Annotated in this window: 18 protein-coding genes and 1 pseudogene; 7 read left to right on the top strand and 12 right to left on the bottom strand. The window is 44.5% G+C overall.

Annotated elements, in window-relative coordinates:
• Nucleotides 1-89 precede the first annotated feature (89 nt).
• A complete protein-coding gene (locus SU60_RS01220; RefSeq protein ID WP_041153949.1) occupies nucleotides 90-1,250 on the top strand; it encodes a benzoate/H(+) symporter BenE family transporter in 1,161 nt (386 codons plus the stop codon).
• An 86-nt stretch (nucleotides 1,251-1,336) separates the two neighbouring features.
• On the opposite strand, the gene SU60_RS22710 is transcribed toward SU60_RS01220, so the two are convergent.
• The 9 genes from SU60_RS22710 to cobA all read right to left on the bottom strand — a co-directional run bounded on the left by SU60_RS22710 (nucleotide 1,337) and on the right by cobA (nucleotide 11,873).
• Entirely contained in the window at nucleotides 1,337-1,426 is a 90-nt protein-coding gene (locus tag SU60_RS22710; protein WP_342418103.1) for a DUF1840 family protein, read from the bottom strand.
• On the bottom strand, nucleotides 1,423-1,659 hold the full coding sequence (locus SU60_RS01215) for a DUF1840 domain-containing protein (protein WP_342418102.1): 237 nt from the start codon (nucleotides 1,657-1,659) through the stop codon (nucleotides 1,423-1,425). Before SU60_RS01215 ends, SU60_RS22710 begins: the two co-directional genes overlap by 4 nt.
• A 331-nt stretch (nucleotides 1,660-1,990) precedes the next feature.
• Complete coding sequence (locus SU60_RS01210) at nucleotides 1,991-3,583, bottom strand: phosphoethanolamine transferase (protein WP_041154105.1); 1,593 nt, start codon at nucleotides 3,581-3,583, stop codon at nucleotides 1,991-1,993.
• 259 nt (nucleotides 3,584-3,842) lie between these two features.
• A complete protein-coding gene (narL, locus tag SU60_RS01205) occupies nucleotides 3,843-4,487 on the bottom strand; it encodes a two-component system response regulator NarL (protein ID WP_041153948.1) in 645 nt (214 codons plus the stop codon).
• A gap of 85 nt (nucleotides 4,488-4,572) precedes the next feature.
• Nucleotides 4,573-6,294 (bottom strand): bifunctional protein-serine/threonine kinase/phosphatase, encoded by a 1,722-nt coding sequence (locus tag SU60_RS01200; protein WP_041153947.1) that lies wholly within the window; start codon nucleotides 6,292-6,294, stop codon nucleotides 4,573-4,575.
• Nucleotides 6,295-6,539: 245 nt separating this feature from the next.
• Nucleotides 6,540-8,009, bottom strand: coding sequence for a NarK family nitrate/nitrite MFS transporter (locus SU60_RS01195; protein WP_041153946.1), 1,470 nt, complete (start codon nucleotides 8,007-8,009; stop codon nucleotides 6,540-6,542).
• 89 nt (nucleotides 8,010-8,098) lie between these two features.
• On the bottom strand, nucleotides 8,099-8,425 hold the full coding sequence (nirD, locus tag SU60_RS01190) for a nitrite reductase small subunit NirD (protein ID WP_041153945.1): 327 nt from the start codon (nucleotides 8,423-8,425) through the stop codon (nucleotides 8,099-8,101).
• Nucleotides 8,426-8,461: 36 nt separating this feature from the next.
• A complete protein-coding gene (gene nirB, locus SU60_RS01185; RefSeq protein WP_041153944.1) occupies nucleotides 8,462-11,020 on the bottom strand; it encodes a nitrite reductase large subunit NirB in 2,559 nt (852 codons plus the stop codon).
• Nucleotides 11,021-11,063: 43 nt separating this feature from the next.
• Complete coding sequence (cobA, locus tag SU60_RS01180) at nucleotides 11,064-11,873, bottom strand: uroporphyrinogen-III C-methyltransferase (protein WP_041154104.1); 810 nt, start codon at nucleotides 11,871-11,873, stop codon at nucleotides 11,064-11,066.
• Nucleotides 11,874-12,270: 397 nt separating this feature from the next.
• Between cobA and SU60_RS01175 the strand changes: the two are divergent.
• A pseudogene (locus SU60_RS01175) lies at nucleotides 12,271-14,741 on the top strand (molybdopterin oxidoreductase family protein).
• A 129-nt stretch (nucleotides 14,742-14,870) separates the two neighbouring features.
• Here SU60_RS01175 and SU60_RS01170 read toward each other — a convergent pair.
• Both SU60_RS01170 and SU60_RS01165 read right to left on the bottom strand, forming a co-directional pair.
• Nucleotides 14,871-15,062, bottom strand: coding sequence for a hypothetical protein (locus tag SU60_RS01170; RefSeq protein ID WP_041153943.1), 192 nt, complete (start codon nucleotides 15,060-15,062; stop codon nucleotides 14,871-14,873).
• An 18-nt stretch (nucleotides 15,063-15,080) separates the two neighbouring features.
• A complete protein-coding gene (locus SU60_RS01165) occupies nucleotides 15,081-17,435 on the bottom strand; it encodes a fatty acid cis/trans isomerase (RefSeq protein WP_041153942.1) in 2,355 nt (784 codons plus the stop codon).
• Nucleotides 17,436-17,641: 206 nt separating this feature from the next.
• Here SU60_RS01165 and yegS point away from each other — a divergent pair, with 206 nt between their 5' ends.
• Entirely contained in the window at nucleotides 17,642-18,538 is an 897-nt protein-coding gene (gene yegS / locus SU60_RS01160; RefSeq protein ID WP_041153941.1) for a lipid kinase YegS, read from the top strand.
• Between the two features lie 69 nt (nucleotides 18,539-18,607).
• Here yegS and SU60_RS01155 read toward each other — a convergent pair whose 3' ends face one another.
• Nucleotides 18,608-19,489 carry a LysR family transcriptional regulator gene (locus tag SU60_RS01155; protein WP_041153940.1) on the bottom strand — a complete coding sequence of 294 codons (882 nt, stop codon included), beginning with the start codon at nucleotides 19,487-19,489 and terminating at the stop codon, nucleotides 18,608-18,610.
• 150 nt (nucleotides 19,490-19,639) lie between these two features.
• On the opposite strand from SU60_RS01155, the gene SU60_RS01150 reads away from it, so the two are divergent.
• From SU60_RS01150 to SU60_RS22705, 4 genes are all read left to right on the top strand, one after another.
• Nucleotides 19,640-20,842: an MFS transporter gene (locus tag SU60_RS01150; protein ID WP_041153939.1), complete on the top strand. Its 1,203-nt coding sequence runs from the start codon at nucleotides 19,640-19,642 to the stop codon at nucleotides 20,840-20,842.
• Nucleotides 20,843-21,060: 218 nt separating this feature from the next.
• A complete protein-coding gene (locus SU60_RS01145; RefSeq protein WP_245228330.1) occupies nucleotides 21,061-21,966 on the top strand; it encodes an EamA family transporter in 906 nt (301 codons plus the stop codon).
• A 172-nt stretch (nucleotides 21,967-22,138) separates the two neighbouring features.
• Nucleotides 22,139-23,302: a cache domain-containing protein gene (locus SU60_RS01140; protein WP_342418101.1), complete on the top strand. Its 1,164-nt coding sequence runs from the start codon at nucleotides 22,139-22,141 to the stop codon at nucleotides 23,300-23,302.
• On the top strand, nucleotides 23,293-23,706 hold the full coding sequence (locus SU60_RS22705) for a GGDEF domain-containing protein (RefSeq protein WP_342418100.1): 414 nt from the start codon (nucleotides 23,293-23,295) through the stop codon (nucleotides 23,704-23,706). Before SU60_RS01140 ends, SU60_RS22705 begins: the two co-directional genes overlap by 10 nt.
• Nucleotides 23,707-24,247 lie beyond the last annotated feature (541 nt).

The following is a 24,247-nucleotide window of genomic DNA, read 5'->3' as shown; positions in this document are numbered from 1 at the left end:
TTGTGCGTTATAGCGCACAGTGTTATGGTTTGGTATGTGCGTAATAACGCACGAAAAAGGATTTTAACATATAAACGGGAAAATCACCGATGAAAAGCCTATTCAACTTAAGTCACATTTCTGCTGGCTTTACCGCTGTCCTTGTGGGTTATACCAGTTCGGTTGTCATAATCATTCAGGCCGCAACCTCAGCTGGTGCAACACAGCCCCAAATAGAGAGCTGGTTGTTGGCGTTGGGCGTAATAATGGGGCTAACTTCTATAGGGTATTCGTGGCTTTATAAAACACCAATATTAACGGCATGGTCGACGCCCGGCGCCGCTATGTTGGTGGCTGCCACGCTTCACTATGAATTGAGTCAAGTGATAGGGGCTTTTGTGGTGTCGGGACTGTTAATTTTCTTAACAGGTTTAATCAGTCCACTGAGTCGGGCGCTTGAACGAATACCATCCCAATTAGGTACGGCAATGTTAGGCGCTATTTTGTTGCCTTTTTGCTTAGGCGGATTTGAAACGGTAACAAGCACACCAACGATATTTCTGGTCATGTTCGTGAGCTTTTTGTTGGCGAAACATTTTATGCCTAGATATGCCATGTTGATACTATTGGTGGTTGGGCTTCTGTATACCTTTGTAGCTGATGAACATACCCTGCAACTTTCGGAATTTTCATTAACACAACCGGTATGGGTCACACCTGAACTGGATATCACTGCCATTTTGAACTTAGCGCTACCGTTGTACCTTATTACTATGCTCTCACAGAATTTACCGGGCATTGCGATGATGAACAGCTATCGCTACAAGCCGCCCGTCAAACCGGTTTTGATTGGTACTGGTTTGGTGAATATCGTTTCAGCGCCTTTTGGTGGCTTTAGTGTTAATTTAGCGGCCATTTCTGCCGCAATCTGCATGACGCCTGAAGTGGATTCTGATCGAACTCAGAGATACCGTGCTGTCATTTGGGCTGGGGTGTTTTACCTTATTGCGGGTCTATTCGCGACAAGCGTGGTGAAGTTATTTTTGTCTCTTCCACCCGAAGTGACCTCGATTTTAGCGGGCTTTGCGTTGTTGGGAACGTTGCTGATGTGCCTACAATCGGCTTTTAAAGATGAAGGGTATCGCGAGCCGGCACTCTTTACGTTTCTGATCACCCTTTCCGGTATAAGCTTTTTAGGAATTAGTGCCACCCTTTGGGGACTACTAGTGGGTATGGCATACTTGCATGTCAGTAAGAAAAACTGCCAGTAAGAAACGTGCATAAAAGCACGTAACGTGAAGGGCTGTAGAGTAGGGAGACGGCGCTTACTTGTCTCCCCCAAAAAACGTCACTACAATTAGTTTGAATCCCACATCACATCACAGTCATCTGCTACCGCAGCACTCAGTAATTCAATCAGTGGTATTGCTCTAGATGAGAGACTCACTGGCGTCGGAGCCACTCATCATCGTTGTCTTCGTCTTGTTTATCTTCATCTTGAGCTCGCGCTTTTTCCTGTTCAATGGCCGCTTTTAAGTTGCTGAGAGCCGTGGCTGCTTCTGTGGGAGAAATAGAGCTAGGTACGGTCTGGCTGACGCCCATCAGTTGCAGCATGTGTAACGCGACATCACCAAACATCATAACGTTGGCGTAAGCTTTACAGCGGAAAGTGATTAACATGATTGGCCTCGTTTCTTCATAATTCGCGTTAGCGTCTTGGTATTAGCATCGACAAACAGTGGATAGTTCACGATAACTCAATGCTTAACACTATGAGTATGGGGTATTTATGCTGGTTTGGCGATATCAATGTGTCACTTAAAAACACGAACTGCTGTTATAGGGATAAATACGCCAGTTTATCTACAGCAATAGCAGCAATCATCATAGATGACGCAGGAGTTATGTACGCCTCCTCCTGATGGAAGAGGCGTTCTTGTATTTCTTGTATGAGTAGCGTTCTCGAGTGTGTTGATAAGTAGAGGACGAATGGCGACCTCAATTAACGGGTTTACACGGCTTTTTGGCAGTCGTGCGTTATATCAAACTTAGGATCTATGACTTGTGAGTGCACGCCATATAAACCAAGCAGGGTGTGGAACAAATTGTCGTGAGATAGCACACTATCGTTCGCTTTTTCTCGAATACATTGTGTGCTGATTCCTTTTTGTTGGGCGTACTGCTCCGGCATCCAAACTAACCAAGGCACGTGCGTTTGTTCCTTAGGCGCAATCATGTAGGGTGTGCCGTGTAGATAGAGTCCACTCTCTCCTAGAGATTCACCGTGATCGGAAATGTACGTCATCATCACATTGTAATCGCTAGACACATTTTTGAGCTCATTGATCACTTGGGCTAAAACGTAGTCGGTATATACCAAGGTATTATCGTATACGTTCGTTATTTCTTGGTCATTACAATTTTCGATATCACTGCGGTTACAAGCTGGCTGGAATGGAGCTTGAGCATCAGGATATCGTTGCCAGTATGTCGGACCATGACTGCCTATTGTGTGAAGTACCAACAACTTGTTGCTTGATGCTCCCTCAATGAATTTTTTTGCGTTTGCCATCATAGCAACATCAAAACAAGTTGTGCCATTACAGTTCTGATTCTTCAGGGACGTATTGATAGGATCATATGGTAGTTTTTTCGCGACACCTTTGTCGCCACCATCGTTGTCGATCCACAATACGTCGACGCCCGCATGTTGCAGTACGTTTAGTGCATTATCTTGCGCGGCTGCACGGGGTTTGTCGTAACTCTTACGAGTCATGTTGGAGAACATACATGGTACCGACAGTGCCGTATAGGTGCCGCACGAGGACACATTCTGAAATGAGATTAAGCCCATCCCTTTAGTATAAGGGTTTGTATCACGATCATAACCATTGTAGGCAAAATTCATTGCTCGGGCCGTTTCACCTAGTACCACCACCATCAACGTTGGTTTGCCGTTAGGTGAGACTGCGACCTTGGCGTCAGTACCTTGGTCTTTATAAACAAGCTTGGTTTCAAAATAAGTTTTGCTTAAGTATTTTGCACCGTTAAAAATATGTGCAGGGATGATCATTCGGTTGAGATAGTGGTTGTTACGGCCAACCGAAGCGTAATCCTTATAGCTGGTAGCGGCGACGAGACCAATACCAGCGACAGCAAGCAGCACGACACCAAGGCGGGAGATGATGGCTACCGTCCAGGTACGAGATGGCGTCACACGAACCATCGCGAGAAACACGCAGGGCAGGACCCCAAAACACAGCAAGTAGATAACGCTTTCTGTGTTGAAGTAGAACGAGACTTCAGATGCATTGGTTTCAAAGACGCTTTCCATCATTGATGTATCAAATAGCACGTGGAAATTTACCTCTGCATAGAGCGCAGCGGCAGACGTCAACACGACAAACGCCATGAAGGGCTTGAATACGTACGGCCATGCAAACATGGAAAAGATAATCACAAAAGCACAAATTAGTAACACTGGAGCGGTATAAGCAAATATAGGATTAGTGACATCTGAGCTCAAATCAAAAATGGCATTTAGTACGGGGTAGTTCATTACCGTACCAAAGTAGATTGCGCATAGGATGACAAGAGAGGTCATATTCATGTTAATACGAGGAAACGAAAAGCTTTTTAAATCAGGCATGACAACGTGGTTGCAATTTGGAACATGGAAGGAGTATGCAAAACGAAACTTAAGATTGGCTTAAGTTATAGCTATGTGGCCTTTTATCATGAGACGCAATGCCATAAACGCCGACTATGTACTCGATCAGGTTAGAAAAGTAGTGGCTTTCCTCTGTGGTAATGCTTTTTAAATGCACCAGTAGCAACGCAGGTTTTCGCGCACCTATACGTTACTACTGATGTTCCATCATCCAAACAGCCGCTTCCAAACGTGAACTTACATTAATTTTCTTGAGTAAGTTCTTCACATGAACCTTGACCGTAGAGTCTGTGATGTTTAGCTCATTGGCGATGAGTTTATTACTCATGCCTTTTGAGATGAGTGACAAAATTTCCAGTTCGCGATTGGTGAGTGTTTTGAGTGGGTTATCTCGGGGCTGCTTTTGGGGCTTAGAACTTGATTCGAGAAGTACTTTGGTCAGTCGGTCAGACAAGGCGAGTTGTCCTAATACCGCTTGTTTAATGTTGGTGACAATATCTTCTGGCTCCATGTCTTTTAATAAATAACCATCAGCGCCGCTCGATATGGCTTCCAGAACATCTTCTTCATTGTCAGACACGGTGAGCATGACGACACGAGCCGTGACGCCTTGTTCTCGCATATTACGAACCGTCTCCAAACCACTCATACCTTGCATGTTGAGGTCGAGGATAATCAAATCCGGGTCGTGTTGAATTGCGCCTTCAATCGCTTCAGCGCCATTGCTATATTCGCAGATCACTTGCAAACCTTCTTCCAAAGTAAGCAATTGTCTTAAACCACTGCGAAACAGTGGGTGGTCATCGACCAGCATTATCGTTGCTTCTCTTGAGCTCAAAGTTAACTCCTTTTAACTTTAACAAGATTTGTATTTTATCATGATTTATAACGGACATACCTTTTAATCGTTTAGGTATCGTTGCTCACCGAAATAATAACAAACCTTCAACGACGGCAACGATACACGCGACGACCGCAAGGGACTTCCAGAATAAAATCGGGTTGCGTTTTAGTAATGGCTTGTTTCCAACGTCATTGAGTAATTGGACATTCGGTGTGAAAAGGTCGGCAATAAAATCACCTAGGGCCTGATAACGTTTACTCGGTAGCTCTGAGGTCGCTTTTTGAAATGCCAAGTCAACCCAGAGTGGAATATCATCACGGTATTCTTTCAGTGAATGGTATTGCCATTTGATGTGTCTGGCTTGCTGCAATGTTTGCTGTGACTGTTCCTTGTAAGGAAGGTGGCCAGTCAGCATTTCGTAACCGATGATACCGATAGAAAACAGATCAGAGAGTGTGCTTGCGTCCCCAGTGTTAATGTACTCAGGAGCGGTATAATTGACGGAACCAAGAGGGAAAGACGCTTTTTCTTCACTTTGCATTTCACTCAGACCTTTGACTTCCACTGCGCCAAAGTCGATGATTTTTACTTCGCGATTGCCCGTGACCATAATGTTTTCAGGCTTGAGGTCACGATGAATCATGTCTGCGCGCTGAAACACGCGTACCGCTTTGACGATGCTATCCAATATCTCCCGAACGATATCGAGAGGCGGGTTAGGGTGATCATGCATCCATTGACGCAGAGTGATTCCTTCAATGTATTCGCATACCTGATAGATGAACTTTGATTCACTTGGCCGAGGAAACATTTTCATCACTCGGTGACTGTCTAATTGAGTGGCAATCCAATATTCATTGGCAAACTGCTTTAGCGTTTGTGGGTTTTCGCTGTCATTCAAGGAGGGGGCTTTAATAATGATATTACGGAGACTTTGTTTATCACGAGCGAGATAAACATGACTGCGCGCTCCATCGTAAAGGGTTTTTAAAATCTCAAAATGATCGAGGACCTGACCTTTTTCCAATGCTGGTGGAATGCTGTTTGCGAGTAAGGCGTTTTGATGCTCAATCAAGTCATAGCTCGGCAATTGATTAACCTTTAAGACGATGCAGCTTGTATTATCGGAACTGCCTTGCGACAACGCCGCGTCACATAATGCTTGAGAGAGCTCTTCGCAACCCTCTATGCTAAGCGCGTGCTGTTTCATTTCCTCGTTTGTTAACGTCTCATGTACGCCGTCCGTGGTTAAAATTAATTTATCGTTTTCTGTTAGTGCTAAGGTTTGAAAATCTATTTCAACCTTTTCATCTATACCAAGCGCACGCGTCAAATAATGCTGGTGGCCGAAGTTAGTGCGCTGATGATCACGGGTGAGAAGGGTCAGCTTGTTGTCACGGAATAGATATACTCGACTATCACCGACATGGAAGATATAAGCGGTATTGGATTTAATTACTACCGCACTGAACGTGGTCACCATACCGTTGTGATAGAGGTGATCTTTGCCTTGATTGTACAGCCAAGAGTTTAAACTGGTGAGTAGTTCACTTGCGGAACGCTTAATACTCCAGCTTAGCGGGGTAGCATAGTAGTCTGTTACAAATTGAGTTGTCGCAGTCTGGCTGGCTTGTTGAGCTTGATTACTACAACTCACGCCATCGGCGATACAGGCCACAACCCCTTTATAGGTTAGCTCATCCCGTGTCGTGGGGTATTTCACGATAAAAGCATCTTGGTTTTCTGCTCTTTTTCCCGTTAAAGAGCAACCAGAATATTCAATATGTTTTTGATCTGACATTCATGCTTCCCTTGAATCCCGTATCTTGCCATCACTTGTTTATCAAGAACAAATGGTTATCGAGAGTAAATGGTTATCAAGAACAAAAGCCCAACCGGAGATGGTTGAGCTTCTGAACGATATTGATGCTTTGTACCAAGGTAGTGAATCCTATCTTGGCAAGCAAAGCTCAATACCTCCCGATAAAACTATTTACGTTCACTATCTCTACGTTAAGTCTCTACATGAAGTACTTACGCTGAGTATCAATGTGATACATCGATTAATGTGACGCTACCATCTTCGTTAACTTCTGCAATTTTCCCTGCTGGCTCTTCCATAAACATTAGCGCAATAAAGCCGACAACAGCGGTCGCAGCGATGACAAAGAAGAACGTTTGGTAAGAGACAAAAGATAGAATCGTTAGATAAGTCACAGCACCAACGTTACCGTAAGCACCGGTCATACCAGCGATTTGTCCAGTCATTCGACGTTTGATTAGCGGGACAGTAGCAAACACCGCGCCTTCACCTGCTTGGACGAAGAACGAACACGCCATTGCAGCAGCTACTGCTACCCATACTGGCCAGCTTTCGTTCACCTGACCCATTAAGAAATAGCCTACGGCAAGACCAGCAGTCAGTATCAGAAGCGTTAGCTTACGGCCAAATTTATCTGAGATTAAACCACCACCAGGGCGAGACATCAGGTTCATGAACGCATAAGCAGAAGCGACCATACCCGCTACAACTGGTGTTAACTCGAATGTTTCAGAGAAGAACAGCGGTAGCATGGAAATCACCGCAAGCTCAGAGCCAAACGTCGCAAAGTACAGAACGTTTAATACTGCAACCTGCTTGAATTTGTACTGATGGATAGGCTCGACTGGCTTTTGGAAAATCGTTTTGTTGACTTTCCATACTTGGTTCGCATCGACGATGTAAAGAATGGCAAGACCCGCGTAGATCGCGTTAACCATCCATTGGTCGAGCATGTTGATGTTAGTTGGTGACAGTTTCCATGCAAGCAAAGCCAGTACTGCATACATCGGAACTTTCATTGCTAATAGGAAAAAGAAGTCGCCTTTTGATGTTACTTCCATTGCTGACAGATGTTTTGGACGGAAATAGGTTGCACCTTTCGGAGTGTCGGACACATTTTTGTAGAAAATAACCGAGAATAGCAGACTCATCACACCCGTTATCGCGGTCGCATAGCGCCAACCATCGTCACCTCCGAACATCAGTGCGAGTGTTGGTAGGGTAAACGCTGCAGCAGCAGAACCAAAGTTACCCCAACCGCCATAAATGCCCTCTGCTGTCCCGAGTTGATGGTGTGGAAACCACTCAGACACAAGACGAATACCAATAACGAAGCCTGCACCGATAAAGCCAAGTAGAAAGCGTGCAATAGCCGCCTGAATAAAGGAATCTGCAAAGGCGAACATGAAACATGGGATAGAGCAGATAGCCAGCAACGTTGAGTAGACGATACGTGGGCCAAAACGGTCAGTAAACATCCCAATGAGTACACGTGCTGGTATTGTCAGTGCTACGTTCAAAATCAGTAGCGTTTTGATTTCCTGGCTTGATAGGCCAAGTGATTCTTTCACCATCTGCAGCATTGGTGCAAAGTTAAACCAAACAACAAAAGTGATAAAAAATGCCATCCAGCTTAAGTGGAGGATTTTCATTTTTCCAGTGAAGGAAAGAAGGTTGAATTTAGAGCTTTCCATGTTCATTAATCCTTGTAAGCGTTTTCTCTGTGGCATTCCCTAATCATGTTCTGTAGGCAATGCCACGCATTGATGTCGAGTACTTCTCGTTACTGCTTTACTTCAATAGTGCCGTTGTTATTTCTTACTTGATAAATCGGCACGTTGTATTCTGGGTCTTCAATACAGTGCCCGGTTTCTAGGCAAAAGTGTTGTTTGTACAACGGTGATGACACACACAGTTTATCGTCCATGCAGCCGAGAATGCCTCTCGACAAAATATTGGCTTTGCCAATGGGGTCGTAATTGGAAATAGCGTGCAACGAATTCGTACGCTTGCTAAAAAAAATAGCGATTTGCTTATCTTCGACTTTGGCACAAACGCCGGTGTTTGGTGCGATAGCATCAGACTCACAGATTGATATCCAGTTTTCCATGTCTCTTCTCCTAAAATTAATCATTTAATCAGTGTTTTAGCTGACTTCGACCACTTCAATGGCTAGGTCGTCTGCTGTCTGTTTAGAAACCGTTCGATCTTTTGGGAATTTCTGATCTCTGAGAGTCACGAACTGCAGCGCTTCATCGCGGTCGGGGCTGTTAATAAAGTGGCTGAATCGGCGCAATTTTTCAGGCGACTCCAATGTTGTTTTCCATTCACACTGGTAGTTAGCAATGTTGTCGAGCATGGATTTTTCCAGTTCTTCTGCTAATCCAAGTTTGTCTTCGATTACGACTTCTTTTAGGTAATCCAGGCCACCCTCAAGGTTCTCCAGCCATACAGAAGTGCGTTGCAATCTGTCCGCGGTACGGATGTAGAACATGAGCACGCGATCGACATACTTAATCAAGGTTTCATCGTCGAGATCGGTTGCGAGCAAGTCAGCGTGGCGTGGGCGCATACCGCCATTACCACATACATATAAGTTCCAACCTTTATCTGTTGCGATAACGCCAATATCTTTTGACTGAGCCTCAGCACATTCGCGCGTACAACCGGATACGGCAAACTTGAGTTTGTGAGGAGAGCGAAGGCCTTTATAACGGTTCTCTAAATCGATAGCGAAACCTACGCTGTCACCAACACCGTAGCGGCACCAAGTGCTACCCACACAAGACTTGACGGTACGAACGGACTTACCGTAGGCATGACCAGTTTCAAAGCCCGCATCAACAAGGCGTGTCCAGATAGCAGGGAGGTCATTAAGCTGAGCGCCAAAGAGGTCGATTCGCTGTCCACCCGTGACCTTGGTGTAGAGATCGTAATCACGGGCCACTTCGCCAATAACAATGAGTTTTTCTGGTGTAATCTCTCCGCCAGCAACGCGTGGAACTACGGAGTAAGTGCCGTCTTTTTGCATATTGCCGAGATAGATGTCATTAGTATCCTGCAGTTCGATATGTTCATCCTGCAAAATATAGTCATTCCAGTAGGATGCTAAAATCGAACCCGCAGTCGGCTTACAGATCTCACAACCTAAGCCTTGGCCATGCTTCTCTAGCAGCTCATCAAAGGTTTTGATTTTATTAACGCGAATAATATCGCTCAGTTCTTGACGAGAGTAAGCAAAGTGTTGGCAAACATGGTTATTGACTTCGACTCCCAGCTTTTCTAACTCGCTATCGAGCACTTGTTTTGCTAGCGCACTACACCCACCACAACCTGTTGATGCGTTGGTGGTTTCTTTTAACGCCGCCATAGAAGTACACCCAGCCGCTACCGCTTGTTTGATAGAACCTTTTGTGACATCAAAGCATGAACAGATAACTGCGCTGTCTGGTAACGCATCAATACCCAGTCCTGCAGATTCATCGTCAGCGACGTTAGGCAGAATTAATACGGATGGATTTTCCGGTAGCGGAAGATCATTTTGACGAATCTGTAATAGATTACCGTAAGCTGAGGCATCGCCCACGAGTACCGCACCGACAATCTTTTTCTTGTCTTCAGAAACGATGAGACGTTTATAAACTTGCTCAATTTCGTCTTTGTATGTGTATGATAGTGCGCCGGATGTTTGACCATGCACGTCGCCAATACTCGCGACATCCACACCCATTAATTTCAATTTGGTGCTCATGTCCGCGCCAGTAAACTGGGTTGCCTGCACAGAACCAAGGATATGCTGAGCGGCCACTTTCGCCATTTGGTAGCCCGGTGCGACTAAACCAAAGATACGTTGTTCCCACAAGGCACATTCACCAATCGCATAGATATCTTCATAGTTGGTTTGGCATTGGTTGTTGATGACGATACCGCCGCGCTCGCCAATTTCTATACTGCTATTGCGGGCAAGTTCGTCTTGAGGGCGAATGCCTGCGGAGAATACGATCATGTCCGTATCAATATGCGTACCATCAGAAAAATTCATTCTGTAGCGACATTCGCTTCCGTCGACGATTTCAGTTGTCGCTTTCTCGGTATGAACAGTCACACCAAGCGCTTCAATCTTGCGACGAAGTAAATCACCACCATCTTGATCGAGCTGAACGGCCATCAAGCGAGGTGCAAACTCAACAACGTGTGTTTCTAACCCTAGGTTCTTAATGGCATTCGCTGCTTCTAAACCTAGAAGACCGCCCCCAATAACAACGCCAATTTTACTGTCTTTACTCGAACGTTCGATTTCATCTAAGTCCTCAATGGTGCGGTACACATGACAGAATTCTTTTTCATTACCTGGGATCGGTGGAACAAAAGGGTATGAGCCAGTGGCGAGCACTAATTTGTCGTAACTCTCAACACGGCCTGATGAGGTAACGATCTCTTTAGTGTCTGGGTTTACGTTGCTGACTTTTTCATTCAGCAAATATTTTATGCCGTTTGACTGATAGTAACCTTCGCTTGTTAACGAAAGGTCATCGACAGTTTTGCCAGTAAAGTAAGAGGTCAATTGCACGCGATCGTACGCTAATCGAGGCTCTTCAGAAAATGTGAGGACTTCAATATCATCCTGTTCAGATTGAATCAGAGTATCGATGAATTTGTGGCCGACCATTCCGTTACCGACCACAATGATTTTTTGTTTGCTCATAATCTTATTTCCCTTAGTGATTCTGAAATTCTTGACCGTGTGATTAAGCGCTTTTAAGTAAGCTGGGCTCGGAAAGAGGCGTGGTATTCTTGTCGTTAAGCTGCTGCAACCATTCCATTTGGCTTGCAACATTCACAACATCACCTATGACGATAAGTGCTGGCGACTTGATTGCGTGACGTGATGTCAATTCAGCAAGCTCAGATAGTTGGCCAACGATGGTTCTTTGCTGTGGAGTACAGCCATTTTCAATAATGGCCACTGGTTTATCGGTTTCCATACCAGCACTGGTCAACTGTTGCTGTATTTGTGGTGCTTTTGTTAGCCCCATATAAATAACCAATGTTTGGTTAAGTTGAGCTAATGCATTCCAATTTATTTCTAAGCGCTTATCAGCATGTGCGGTAATAAACGTGCACCCCTGAGCAAGCCCGCGATGGGTAAGTGGAATGTTGGAATAGGTCGTACACCCAGATGCTGCGGTAATGCCAGGAACAACATTCACATCAACCCCCAATTTCGCAAGAAACAGCATCTCCTCTCCACCACGTCCGAATACAAAGGAGTCACCGCCTTTCACACGACATACAGTCTGTCCATCTAAAGCAAAGTTCGCGATCAACTGGTTGATCTCTTCTTGTTTATAGCTATGGCAGCCTTTGGCTTTTCCGACATAAACGCGTTGGCAATGAGCAGGAAACAAAGCGCGGATGCCTTCACTGACAAGGTTGTCGTACACGATGACGTCGGCACCCTTGATGGCTTTCATTGCTTTGACGGTAAGTAAGTTTGGATCGCCAGGGCCTGCACCTACCAGTGATACGCTTCCAATAACGGTATGTTCTTTATTCATCATCATTGCCATTGCCTCGAATGTGATTTTGCTAGATGTATGTATCTCACATAGCAACATGGGTGCCATGAATGTATTTTTCCTAAAAAATAGAATTAATCTTTTAAAATACAATTGGTTATGTTTTGTGGAGTGAGTTTTCGTACAAAAAATAGGAGGGTAGGCGGTATTGCCAAAAGGGGTAGATGTTGGGTTTTTATGGTTATGAATGCATCAATATGGGTAAATATACATAAAAGGTGGTAGTTTTATAAAGTAATACCATCTACTACTTTAGAGGTATCCCTTGTTTTATCTTGTTGATTAATATTAATAATATTAAGTTAATGTTCAGTTTTTTGTGTTTGGAATGTTTTTTGCTACTCAGTATTTAAAAGGAATATTGGAGACGGGTGATATGAGCGAAGGATGGATCAAATCAACATGTGCTTATTGTGGTGTAGGATGTGGCATCGAAGCAAGACCAATGTCAAATGGGCAGCTAGAAGTACGTGGTGACAAAGCGCACCCCTCAAATTACGGTAAACTCTGTACTAAAGGTATCGCTCTTGGTGACACGGTTATACATGACGGCCGTTTGCTCACTCCAAAGCTGAAAACAGAAAGCGGTGAGTGGCGAGACTCCGAATGGGACGAGGCTCTGTCTCGAGTAGCGAAAGGTTTCGCTGATACTATAGAAAAGTTTGGTCCGGATGCGGTGGCTTTCTATGTGTCTGGGCAACTACTAACAGAAGATTACTATGTCGCAAATAAACTCATCAAAGGTTATCTCGGAACCGCTAATATAGATAGCAATTCCCGCTTGTGTATGGCGTCTACCGTAGTTGGTCATAAGCGAGCCTTTGGTATGGATACGGTACCTGTCTGCTATGAAGATCTTGAGAAAACAGACTTAGTCATACTTGTCGGTTCTAATCTGGCTTGGTGTCACCCCGTCTTATTTCAACGTCTGAGAGCTGCAAAGCAAACCAATCCTAACCTGAACGTCATTGTGATCGATCCGCGCCGTAATGAATCCTGCGAGTTAGCCGATCTTCATTTAGCGATAAATCCGGGTTCGGATGTTTCACTATTTAACGGCTTGTTGGTCCATCTCGGCGAACATAGTCGGGTTGATCACGCATTTATTGGTTCTGCGACAAATGGCTTTAGTGACGCGTACCAAGCAGCACTCAATGATGCAGATGTGAGTGAAGTGACCGGAATTGATGCATCGGCACTCCAACAGTTTTATGATTTTTTCACCAATACCGAAAAGGTAATCACGATATATTCGCAGGGCGTGAATCAGTCCTCTCAAGGATCCGACAAAGTAAATAGCATTATTAATTGTCATTTAGCGACTGGAAAAATCGGCAAAGAAGGGACTGGCCCATTTTCTGTGACAGGGCAACCCAACGCAATGGGGGGCAGAGAGGTTGGGGCGTTAGCGAACACGCTCGCTGGCATATGGAATTTAATCGCCCTGACGATATTGAGCAGCTCGAAGCGTTCTGGCGAACCGATAATCTGGCGAAAAAGCCCGGTTTAAAGGCGATCGATATGTTTGATGCTATTCACAAGGGCGAGATTAAAGCGATTTGGATTATGGCGACAAACCCTGTCGTTAGCCTTCCTGACAGTGAGAAGATTAAGCAGGCGTTAAACCAATGTCCTTTGGTTGTAGTGTCGGATTGCATTGAGCAGACGGCAACAACAGCTTATGCCGATATTTTATTGCCAGCGCAAGGCTGGAGCGAAAAATCGGGCACTGTTACCAATTCTGAACGTCGAATTTCACGTCAACGCAGGTTATTAGCCAGTCCTGGCTTAGCGAAACCAGATTGGTGGATTGTCTCTCAGGTCGCACAAAAATTAGGCTTTAAAGACTCGTTTGATTACTTGCATGAAGGGCAGATCTTCAAGGAATATGCGGAACTCACGACATTGAGAAACAACGATAAACAGCGGGATCTCAATTTAGCGGGACTGGTAGGACTAACCGACTCTGAGTACAACTCACTTGATCCGCAGCAATGGCCGGTCGAACAGAAACAGAACGAAGTTGTGAATCAGAGAATGTTTACAGATAACCAATACTTTACTGAGGATCATCGTGCTAATTTTATCCCGGTAAAACATAGTGCTCCAGTGACATCTACAACGAAACGCTTTCCACTCGTGCTGAATACGGGCAGAAGCCGAGACCACTGGCATACAATGACACGAACCGGTCTATCGAGTCGTTTGGCGGAGCATGCAAAGGAGCCATACGTATTAATCCATCCTGAAACTGCAATGCAATATGATCTCAGTGATGGAGACATGGTCACTGTGTTCAATGCCAACGGTGAGTGTGTGGTTAAGACGGTCCTTAGCGAGACTATGAAACATGGAGAATTATTTGTTCCGATTCACTGGAACGAGATCACCGGTCCATTAAGTAAGCCGTGTGCATTAGTCGACGCCCGGACTGATCGGTTGTCTGGACAACCAGAGTTCAAATTTACGCCTGTTGACATCAAACCATACAAGTATCAAACCTGCGCCACTGTTTTGGTTACTCAGTCGATTGTTTTCGAGAATGTTGGTTATGTTGCGAGGCAGAAAGTGGATGGCGGGTATTTGTATCGGATCCGTACTCCTATGGATATTCTACTTTTACAGCAAGAAGTAGAGGCTCGGTTGCCGTGTATCCAATCGGTTGGAAAAGTGCTGTCGAAAGATGAACCGAATACAAAAGGAGTCATCTCGATAGCAGAGGAGCGCATTACCTCTATCTATAAACTGACCTTACAAGAGCTAGGCTCAAATGAGGTGGAAGCGCTAAGTGAATTGTTCAGTACGCGTGTTGATGATACGGCTGCTTTGCAGGCGTATCTTGATTAGTGGATGCGAACGCGTATGACAGAGCTATTGACTGCGATAGGTCATCTTTGATTCGCCTCTTAACCTTGTTGCTTAGTGCTGCTTGGCGCTAACTGAAACAAAAACCTCCGGTTGCGCCGGAGGTTTTTTCTATTTGGTCAAATCATCTTCCCACTCGAACCGAGTGTCTAAAGCATAGGGATCATCGTCTAAAGGATGCTCCACTTTGCCACGCAAGTATTCGAGTTGATGCTCAAGCATGTTGACCGTGTCGTAGTCTCCCTCTGAACAAGCGATGTAGATTTGTTGTTCAAGAGCGGCAATATTATCTCGGATACCCATGAGAACCCCCTTAAATCATCATCGATTCTCAACACGATTATAGTCAAGTAATCCAAATTCGATCGGTTGTTTTGCACGGTACCATTTATGTAGGCGATCACTGAATGACCAGAATTTATCTGAGCTACGGCGAATCGCAAAACGATCCAATAAGTTAACGTAATCAGCTTCACTTTTTATTGCGCTGAATTGATCGACAAAACCTGTGACTTGCGCCTCTTTTATCGAGAAAAACGCAGCCGGGTAACTTCCGACGACACCGCGTACGATGGTCATGTCATCGTTCGCGAAATCTCGGTTACTCTCTTCATCAAACAAACTCGAGATATTGGTATGAGCGTTATTGTGCAGCAAAGTAAACAGTTCATCTTTGCCTGCCTGACTTTGTACCATTAACATGGTGATTTGTGGGATAGTTTTCAGCCCTTCACCACGAAGCGTTCCTATACGTTTGAGCTGGGTTTCACTCTCTGAAGAGAGGGCGGTATTGACGATTTCATATCGCGTGTTCAATATCGGAGACAAACGCTGACGGAGCTTATCCAGTAGCTCTTTCATCGGGTCATCCGTTTCATAGACGATACTTGTTGGTTGGTTGAATGGTTTCACGTTGCGTTGTAAGAAGTCGCTCAATTGAGGGCTTTGGTTTTGATACCAACTCGATTGCAGTTGGTGACGCATATCTGCTGGGAGCAAGGATACAAAATTACTTTCACCTTCAAGGCGCAAAAAGTCCATAAACATGCGCGTGATTAATTGATGACCAAAGTTGCCGTAGACATCAAACCCTGCCACTAACAGATAATGAATTCTTTCTAGTAGTGCGTAATCAAGTACCCATACTGTTTTGGGCTGTTCGCCAACTAAGCCTTGTACGACGGACGCACTATCAAAATGGCGAAATACCGTCAGCGCAGCATTTGGGTTGTTTCCATCACCATCCCAAATAATATTCATTGACAGGTTTTCGTGCTCTTTGAACCATTCGTTTGAAAACGCAGATTTCGCTTCGAGATAGCGGGCTTGCTGACTGGCGTATTTTACCCAATTGGTGACCGGAAGAGTATTACTCTCCAGCTCTCCAGGGAGTTTGAGATTTGCTGCCTGAGAGCGGTAAAACTCGTTCACTTCCGGAATGCTGCTTGTATCAGGATCGAGGAAAAGTACCCAAAAACGATCGTTAATCACATTGAGCGCAAGTTGGCCTCGGCACACTGGCCCTTTTATATAAGCCATGATTGTATTTTGGGCATTATCCAGCATGAACCTAAAGCGTGATTTTACGGGAAGGTCGATAAAGGCCGTCATTGGATTTGCGGCGACTTCTGGTTCATAGCTTGGGAGTTTAGATACGCTATATTCTGAGTCGATAAACCATTGACGCCAGTTGTTGAAACGTTGCTTATTTAACGCATACGGCATGTGTGTTTTATCAACGATAGTGCCTTGCTCAGGAATGATGCGGTAATACACGCGTTCAACACCTGGCTCATCATATGGCCGACGTGTAGCGATACGCTGAACAGGTTGTCCAGGTGGTGTTGAAGAGCGGACCAGGGTAAAGAAACGCGGCTGCTCGTTTAGTTCCGAGAAATACAGATGTGAAAGGAATAAGTGCTCATAGATATAGCGTGCCATTAACTGATGTTTGAGTTCAGAGTTATTAAGCAACGTTTCATATTTGTCGATAAGCGTTTGCTGGTGGTCGCTGATTGGGTTGTGGACATTCATCAGAGCGCCATTCTCTAACCAATTCATCAAAGTATGGTATTCGCTGTTGGTTAGATTGGGCATACCAAATGGCATTCCCCATGTCGGGTTGTCCTTTTCGTACTGTTCGTACTCTTCCATGGTCGGACAGGTTTGCTCACGGTCTATGGAAAAATCAAACCCCTCTAACTGCACTTGTTCTGGTAGGGGGTGGCGCTCTTTTTGTTGCAATAAACGAGCAATCAAACCGGCGTCGAGGTTCGCAGCCATGCTTTGTTCACGTTCATTTAACACCGGGTGGAAGCCAGCATCTCGCCATTCTTGAGTGGTTTGGGCATCTTCAAACAAACGAGTGGGAGCGGCTGCAATAAGGCGTGTACCTTCATAAACCAAGGCTTTTGATGCCCCACGGTCAATCCCTTCGACGGACGAAAGCTTCAACTGACATGGCGCATCGTAGCACGCATGGCATACCACACAGCGGTTGTCTATGATGGGTTTGACTTCTTTTTGAAAGAAATTAGCTTGTTTGGTTTCGACACCTACCGTGCGCTCACGAACGAGCTGCGGGCCAAAAAGTTGGTCGAAGTTAAGGCCAGCATAAGTAGCACAACCTGCAAATAAACTGACAATAGCAACAAGAAAAATAAGGCGAAAATTCATCGAGTTATTTTGAGTAAATGGTATTTGTATTGATTAAAGCAAATTAAACAAAGAAATACCAAAGTTCGAGTGATAAATCAGCGGAATAAACGACAGGGAACTTAGTTGCGGTGATACGAATAGCGTAACTGAAACAGACGATGTAAAGTAAAGTCGACCAAAGTAACCAGGAAGTGTTTGATACCTCTATCTAAAGGAAACCTATGATGAATGTGATACGTACCATCCTTAACGGTAAAAAAGCCGGGAACCCTGAACTTAGAGATGAAATCATTAAGATGAGAGAGCAGGGGGTAGAGGTCCAAGTCCGAGTCACGTGGGAGTCGGAAGATATGGCCCGCTTGATTAAAGAAGCCGTGACTGAAGGAATAAAACGAATCGTTGTTGCTGGCGGCGATGGAACGGTTAATGAAGCCGTTGCAGCCTTAGCGCAAATTGATGCAGACCAACGGCCAGAGCTTGCGATTATTCCACTGGGTACGGCAAATGACTTTGCGACTGCCAATCGTATTCCAAATACCATTGGCGATGCGCTCGCGTTAGCGGTTAACGGAGATGCGGCGTTGGTTGATTGCGTAAAAGCTAATGATCGCTTTTTTATTAACGTTGCTGCTGCGGGTTTCGGGGCTGAAATTACAGCGGAAACCCCCGTTGAGTTAAAAAACTTCTTAGGTGGTGGCGCGTATACGCTGACGGGCGTTGTTAAAGCGTTAGGCTTCAAACCTTATGATGGCACCATTACAACCGAATCGGGAACGTATCAAGGTGAAATGTTGGTTGGGGCGTTTTGTAATGGCCGCTTAGCGGGGGGCGGGCAAGAATTAGCACCCAAGGCTTTAATCAACGACGGATTAATGGATCTAACATTGGTGCGCCCGTTTTTAGCCCATCAACTTCCAAAGGTTATTGAAGAAATTAACACGCCAAGTGTCGATGGCGAGTTTGTGAAACATACAAGATCAAGCTGGCTAGAAATCGATTTTCCCAATAAGCTACCTCTCAATTTGGATGGTGAACCATACCGTTCCAAAAATGTACGTTTTGACGTCATGCAAAAAAGCATCGCTCTGGTACTCCCGCCAAACTGCCCGTGTATTAATTAGTGACTCGAGTTGTATCCTGTCGCTCGATAACCTGCCAGTAATTTGCGTATTCACTTCAGCAAAATGAGGTCAACGGTTACCATTGGCCTCATTCAAAATAAAGTCGCGAAATGCTTGGTTGGCTCGAGATAGATAACTGTCTTTGCGCCAAGCGAGACTGAGATCGATTTCGAACGTTTCGGCAAATGGGCGAGAGATGATTTCCTCTTCGTCATTGATCGCGACTTTCCACATCGGGGAGATGGCGTAACCTTGCCGAATGACCGATTTGATTAGCGGTAACAAGTTACTGCTGAACGCGACCTTGGGTTTAATGTTTACCTGTTGAGATATTCTGTCTATCAAGGTGTGGTGATAGTAGCCTTTTTGAAACAGGACTAAATCATGAGCAAGAAAGTCTTCGTATTCGATCACCTCCTTTTCCGCTAGGGGATGGTCGACTGCCATGCATACCACCATTTCTTCACGGATAAGCGGGCCATGTTCTAGTTCTGGAGTGATATCTTTGCTTGCGATGACCCCAAGCTCAATTTCTCCTTGTAGCAATAGTTGTCGAATATTACGTGTCCCTGTATCAAGTATATTGATATCAATGTTTGGGTACTGGTGCCGAAAAGCCATCAGCAGTGGAGGGAAATAGTACGATCCCAACATACTGGGGACTGCGACATCAACTAGCCCTTGGTCTAACCCTTCCATCGCCTGCATCGCTAGTTTGGCATCTTCTGCCTGAGATAAAATTTGTCTCGCATGGTAGAGGAACTCGTTGCCTTCTTTGGTTAAGTCAATACCACGATCTCGGCGATTGAAGAGTGGCATTTTCAGTTCTTGTTCCAGCTTTTTAATGCTGCTACTGATTGCGGGCTGCGCCAAATTCAGAACTCTGGCTGCTCCGGAGATCGAGCCTTGTTCTACCGCAGCAACAAAATGTTTTAACTGCCTTAATTCCATGACAACTCGCTTTCTCTTATCTAACGTTTGATTGGTATAAATATTATCTATGGATTAGATAAATACAAAATATTTTTTTTATCCATAGCTGAACGTTAATCTAGCTCTGTAACCCGTTTCATCATTAGAAAATGATTAAGTAGTAAAGCAGTGAAAAAATCAGCCCATTACAGCAGAGTAGTCATCTGTGTATGTTTATTCTCCATCGTCACTTTTTCCAATATTTATTGGCTGCAACCTTTGTTGCCAATTATTCAGAAAGAGTTTCAGGTGAGTTCTCTCGCCGCAAACCTATCTATGTCAGCACCGCTACTTGGTATGGGTTTGGGGCTGCTGGTCTTTGCGAGCTTGTCAGATGCAATTGGCCGCTGCAAAGTGTTGTTGGCAGGAACAGCAGCGGGTATAACTGTCTCTGTGGCCCTTCCTATGGTAGAAAATTACCACTTATTTTTATCTCTACGTTTTCTCCAAGGTATGTTCCTAGCGGTTTGCCCAGCGTTGGCGGTTCCGTTGATGGGGGAAGAGCTGAGAAAAAGTTGGTTAGCCGGTGCCGTTGGTTTTTATGTTGCTTCAAATACGCTGGGTGGGATTTGCAGTCGTCTACTGGGTGGATTGAGCGCCGAACATCTCGGTGATTGGGCCTACGCAGGTTATGTGATTGCAGGGATCAGCGTGATTCTCTACGCTATCATCTATTACTTAATACCCGTTCAACGTCACTTTAAACCTGCTCCCTTAAAAGTAGGAAAATGCCTCAAGGCTTATGGCCATCACTTGAAAAACCCGCAGTTGGTCATACTGTATCTGCTGATTGGCTTGGCGTTCGGTACCTTTGTTAACTTATCGAATTACCTAATGATGGTTTTGAGTGACTTCCCTTACAACCTTCCGAGTGATATTCGTAGTTTGATGTTTTTAACATTACTCGGAGGGACCACCAGTTCTTCTTTGGCAGGAAAGTTTGCTAAAAAGCATTCTCCGATAGCAGGTGTGGCGTTTGGTGCAACGATCATGCTGGCTGCAAACTTCCTGATGAGTTGGTCTAACCTTTACACTATGGTTGTCGGTATGGTTATGGTGTCGGTGGGATTCTTCTTTTGCCATGCTCAAGCCAGCACGTTAATTGGTATGAAAGTGACAAAATCAAAGGGAAGTGCGCAAGCATTATACAGTTTATTTTACTATTCTGGTGCTAGCTTAGGCGTATTCTTTTTGGAACCATTTTACCAAGGCTGGGGATGGCAAGGTATTCTCGATGCAACTCGTATTGCTCTCGCGCTATGTATTCTTCTGGTGATCATTTATCAATGTGTGAGTGTATACAAAAACAGTCACTCACACGCGATGTCTTAGGTAAAGAGTTTCTTGTTTTCGCTTCTTGTTTGAGGCAATCTAAACTCTTCACTCCAGCTTGTCGCACGCATGTTACAGACCTCACTTCTTTTCACATTGTTTTGGCGACATTGATAGTGGTCAAATTGCTTTAGGTGAATTTGCTTTAGGTGAATTTGCTTTTGGTGAAATTGCTTGTGGCGAAACTGACCTGAGTTTGTAAGGATACTTAAATGCTAATGCGTGACAGACTGCTCGCACTCACCATCGTTTTGGTCTGGGGCGTGAACTTTGTAGTAATTAAAGTCGGTTTAGAGGGAGTCCCACCTCTACTATTGGCTGGGTTACGTTTTGCGCTGGTGGCATTTCCTGCCTTACTCTTTGTCCCTCGCCCTAAATTGCCATTCAAATGGCTATTGGCTTACGGTTTGACCATCAGCTTCGGGCAGTTCGCGTTGTTATTCTGGGCGCTAAATGTTGGGTTGGCTGCTGGATTGGCCTCACTGCTATTGCAGGCTCAGGCATTCATTACCTTAGGTTTCGGAATCCTTTTACTAAAAGAAAAAATACACCGCCACAATATGATGGCAATTATCATAGCGGGGAGTGGGGTTTACTTACTTGCCGCTGCGCAAAGTGGTGGCGTTGTATCTTTGACCGGATTTACCCTAGTTTTGATCCTAGGGGCGGCAAGTTGCTGGGCTTTAGGAAACATCACTAATAAAGTCATCATGAAGAAGTATACGGTGCCAACGATGTCTCTCATCGTGTGGAGTGCGATTGTGCCCACAGTCGCATTTTCCGTTACTTCATTACTTATTGAAGGGCCGGATGTCATCCAACGATCATTGCTGCATATTCAATGGCATAACCTATTTTCGATCGTTTATCTGTCGTTATTTGCCACGATTATTGGCTATGGTGGGTGGAGTTATCTGCTGAGTCGCTATGCCACCGCTTTGGTCGCCCCCTTGTCTCTATTGGTGCCCGTATTCGGTTTATTGAGTGCGTGGATATTATTAGACGAAACTCTTGGTCTGCAGCAGGTTGCCGGGGTGATAGTGATTGGATTGGGATTGGTGATTAACGTGTTTGGTCAGCGCTGGTTTAAAGCGAGGCGCAAAGCAGTGTCATCGGTGCAGTAAGTTTGCAAAAACCTGTAAGCATATCCAAGTGAGTGTTTAAATTAATTTTAATACGAACGTAGATTGTCGAAAAGAACACCGAATGGGAATGGAAAATATAGAAACGACAATAGCGAGTTTGATTGTGAATGTTAAAATGGGCGCACAATAAAATGTAGTGGCTAGTGTTGTAATGAATAAAAAAATAAAAACACCGTTAAATCTAAGACGGCTTATTCTCATTCTGTGTATATTTAGTGTCGTGGTGACGCTGCTCAATGCTTTTTACTCAGTTTATCGAGTAAATCGTGACGACATGCTGTCCAACGCAATAGAGTCAAACCGTGTGTATGCAGAAAAAATGGCGTATATGACGGACGCCTTTCTGTCAGAATCCTTGTCCCAACTAAAATTTAGTGCCACTGAACTCGGCACTGACATTGACAATCAAGTTCTGTTGGATGAGGAGGTTGAACGAGTAAGAGCGCAAAGTAACGCATTTAACTCTGTGGCGGTCGTAAACACCGAAGGAATCATTCGTGCAATTTCCCCCCCAACCATAGAAGTCAAAGGTGCCAAACTCACTAGTCCAAACTCTCTTGAGCCTTTGAATATTAGAACCCCTTATATCGTCGAACCTTTTGTTTCTCCTGCGGGAAATTATCTGCTCGGGGTTTCTGCGCCTATATTTTCCGAGTCTCGTCAATACTTAGGTTATATCATCGGCACCATTTATCTGGAAGAAGATAACGCATTATCAACGTTGCTTGGTAAGCACGCGCATGAAGACGGCTCTTACCTTTACGTGGTTAACAAGAACTCGACATTAATTGCCCATCCTGATTCGGCTAGAGTCGGAGAAAAAATCCTCAATAACGCTGCGATTGAAGATCTTGTTAATGGTGTTGAAGGCGGGCGAATCGTTACTAATTCACAAGGTGTCGATATGCTAGCGGGTTACGCCATTGTTGATAGTTCAGGATGGGGAATCGTTACACAAAAAGCGAAGCAATTGACTTTGTCCAATCTTAACAAGCATATGTGGAAAGTAGTTATGCAATCAATTCCCATTATCGCGATGACGTTTTTATGTATTTGGATCTTTTCTTTTCTTATCTCCAAACCGTTATGGCAGTTGGCAAGCACTGTGAGGAAGTATGATTCAGAAAGCCCTAAGATGAATGAGCTTGATAAGGTCAACCCATGGTATTTTGAGGCCGCAAACTTAAAGCAAAGTCTTGTGAGGGCGTTTAGTAGTGTTTCCGATAGAATTGAAAAGCTTCATGTCGATAGTTTGACGGACACAATGACTGGCTTGTTAAATCGACGTGGTTGGGAACAAGCCTGGTGCACCTGAGTGAACGGTATACGTCGTTTTCTCTACTTGCGATAGATATTGACCATTTTAAAAAGATTAATGACACGTACGGCCACGATGTTGGCGATACCGTGATCAAAGAAGTGGCTAAACATATGGCGGATGAGGCGAGAAACCATGACGTGCTATGCCGGCATGGTGGAGAGGAGTTTTTGGTGTTGCTTGTTAATACAAACCTCGACATTGCTTTTGAAGTTGCAGAGCGAATAAGAAAATCGATCAATACTAAAACCTTCACTGATGTTGATACGCTCTCCGTATCGATTGGCGTCTCTTCTTGGAAGGGAAGTCAGCAGCCGATAGATATTGCGATTAAGGCGGCAGATAAAGCGCTTTACAACGCGAAATACAACGGAAGAAACCGCACTGAAATTGAGCCATAAACCTCATCAGCATCTTGAAGCCATTTGATTTAAGATGCTTAGTCTCCAGCCTACTCATACCAATCTGGATAAGTAAGTGATCAAGCGCTTATTTGGGTTGGTGTAATCCCCCATTCATATCTCTAACATTACCTGTTCATTGTTTAAGCTCTACCTTTGAATTCGTTTTTTGGGTATGTCCTGTGGCGTAATGATTCACTATGCCTCATCTGCGTACAAATAAAATATGTTGTGCTATGAAACTGTTGTTACATCATCTGGTTAATGTTCATGCAGACAAACACATCGTGGTGCAATAGTTAGTGCACGATACAATTTATTTTATGTGATTAATTTCTAGTGTTGGGTAGTGAACATGAGTCTTCTGTGTTTTCTACTGTCACTATTTATTAAGTTGTTGATTTTTAATTAAAAGACTTGTCATATTGTCGAGTTTTACAACGTCTTGTTTGTTACTAAGCACAACTTAATCTTGCATTCTGTCTCAATGATTTTACGTTGATTGCGAAAATATTTAACAAAAAATAATTTGAGTTCGAAT

The organism is Vibrio mytili (genome assembly GCF_000830505.1).
GTDB classification, from domain to species: domain Bacteria; phylum Pseudomonadota; class Gammaproteobacteria; order Enterobacterales; family Vibrionaceae; genus Vibrio; species Vibrio mytili.
The sequence above is the reverse complement of the archived record's forward strand: the minus strand, read 5'-3'. Positions and strand labels throughout refer to the sequence as shown.

Coding starts and splice junctions, on each gene's coding strand:
- SU60_RS01220 (WP_041153949.1), top strand. CDS start 90: ATGAAAAGCCTATTCAACTTAAGTCACATTTCTGCTGGCTTTACCGCT.
- SU60_RS01215 (WP_342418102.1), bottom strand. CDS start 1,659: ATGTTAATCACTTTCCGCTGTAAAGCTTACGCCAACGTTATGATGTTT.
- SU60_RS01210 (WP_041154105.1), bottom strand. CDS start 3,583: ATGACCTCTCTTGTCATCCTATGCGCAATCTACTTTGGTACGGTAATG.
- SU60_RS01200 (WP_041153947.1), bottom strand. CDS start 6,294: ATGTCAGATCAAAAACATATTGAATATTCTGGTTGCTCTTTAACGGGA.
- SU60_RS01195 (WP_041153946.1), bottom strand. CDS start 8,009: ATGGAAAGCTCTAAATTCAACCTTCTTTCCTTCACTGGAAAAATGAAA.
- nirD (WP_041153945.1), bottom strand. CDS start 8,425: ATGGAAAACTGGATATCAATCTGTGAGTCTGATGCTATCGCACCAAAC.
- nirB (WP_041153944.1), bottom strand. CDS start 11,020: ATGAGCAAACAAAAAATCATTGTGGTCGGTAACGGAATGGTCGGCCAC.
- cobA (WP_041154104.1), bottom strand. CDS start 11,873: ATGAATAAAGAACATACCGTTATTGGAAGCGTATCACTGGTAGGTGCA.
- SU60_RS01170 (WP_041153943.1), bottom strand. CDS start 15,062: ATGGGTATCCGAGATAATATTGCCGCTCTTGAACAACAAATCTACATC.
- SU60_RS01165 (WP_041153942.1), bottom strand. CDS start 17,435: ATGAATTTTCGCCTTATTTTTCTTGTTGCTATTGTCAGTTTATTTGCA.
- yegS (WP_041153941.1), top strand. CDS start 17,642: ATGAATGTGATACGTACCATCCTTAACGGTAAAAAAGCCGGGAACCCT.
- SU60_RS01155 (WP_041153940.1), bottom strand. CDS start 19,489: ATGGAATTAAGGCAGTTAAAACATTTTGTTGCTGCGGTAGAACAAGGC.
- SU60_RS01145 (WP_245228330.1), top strand. CDS start 21,061: ATGCGTGACAGACTGCTCGCACTCACCATCGTTTTGGTCTGGGGCGTG.
- SU60_RS01140 (WP_342418101.1), top strand. CDS start 22,139: ATGAATAAAAAAATAAAAACACCGTTAAATCTAAGACGGCTTATTCTC.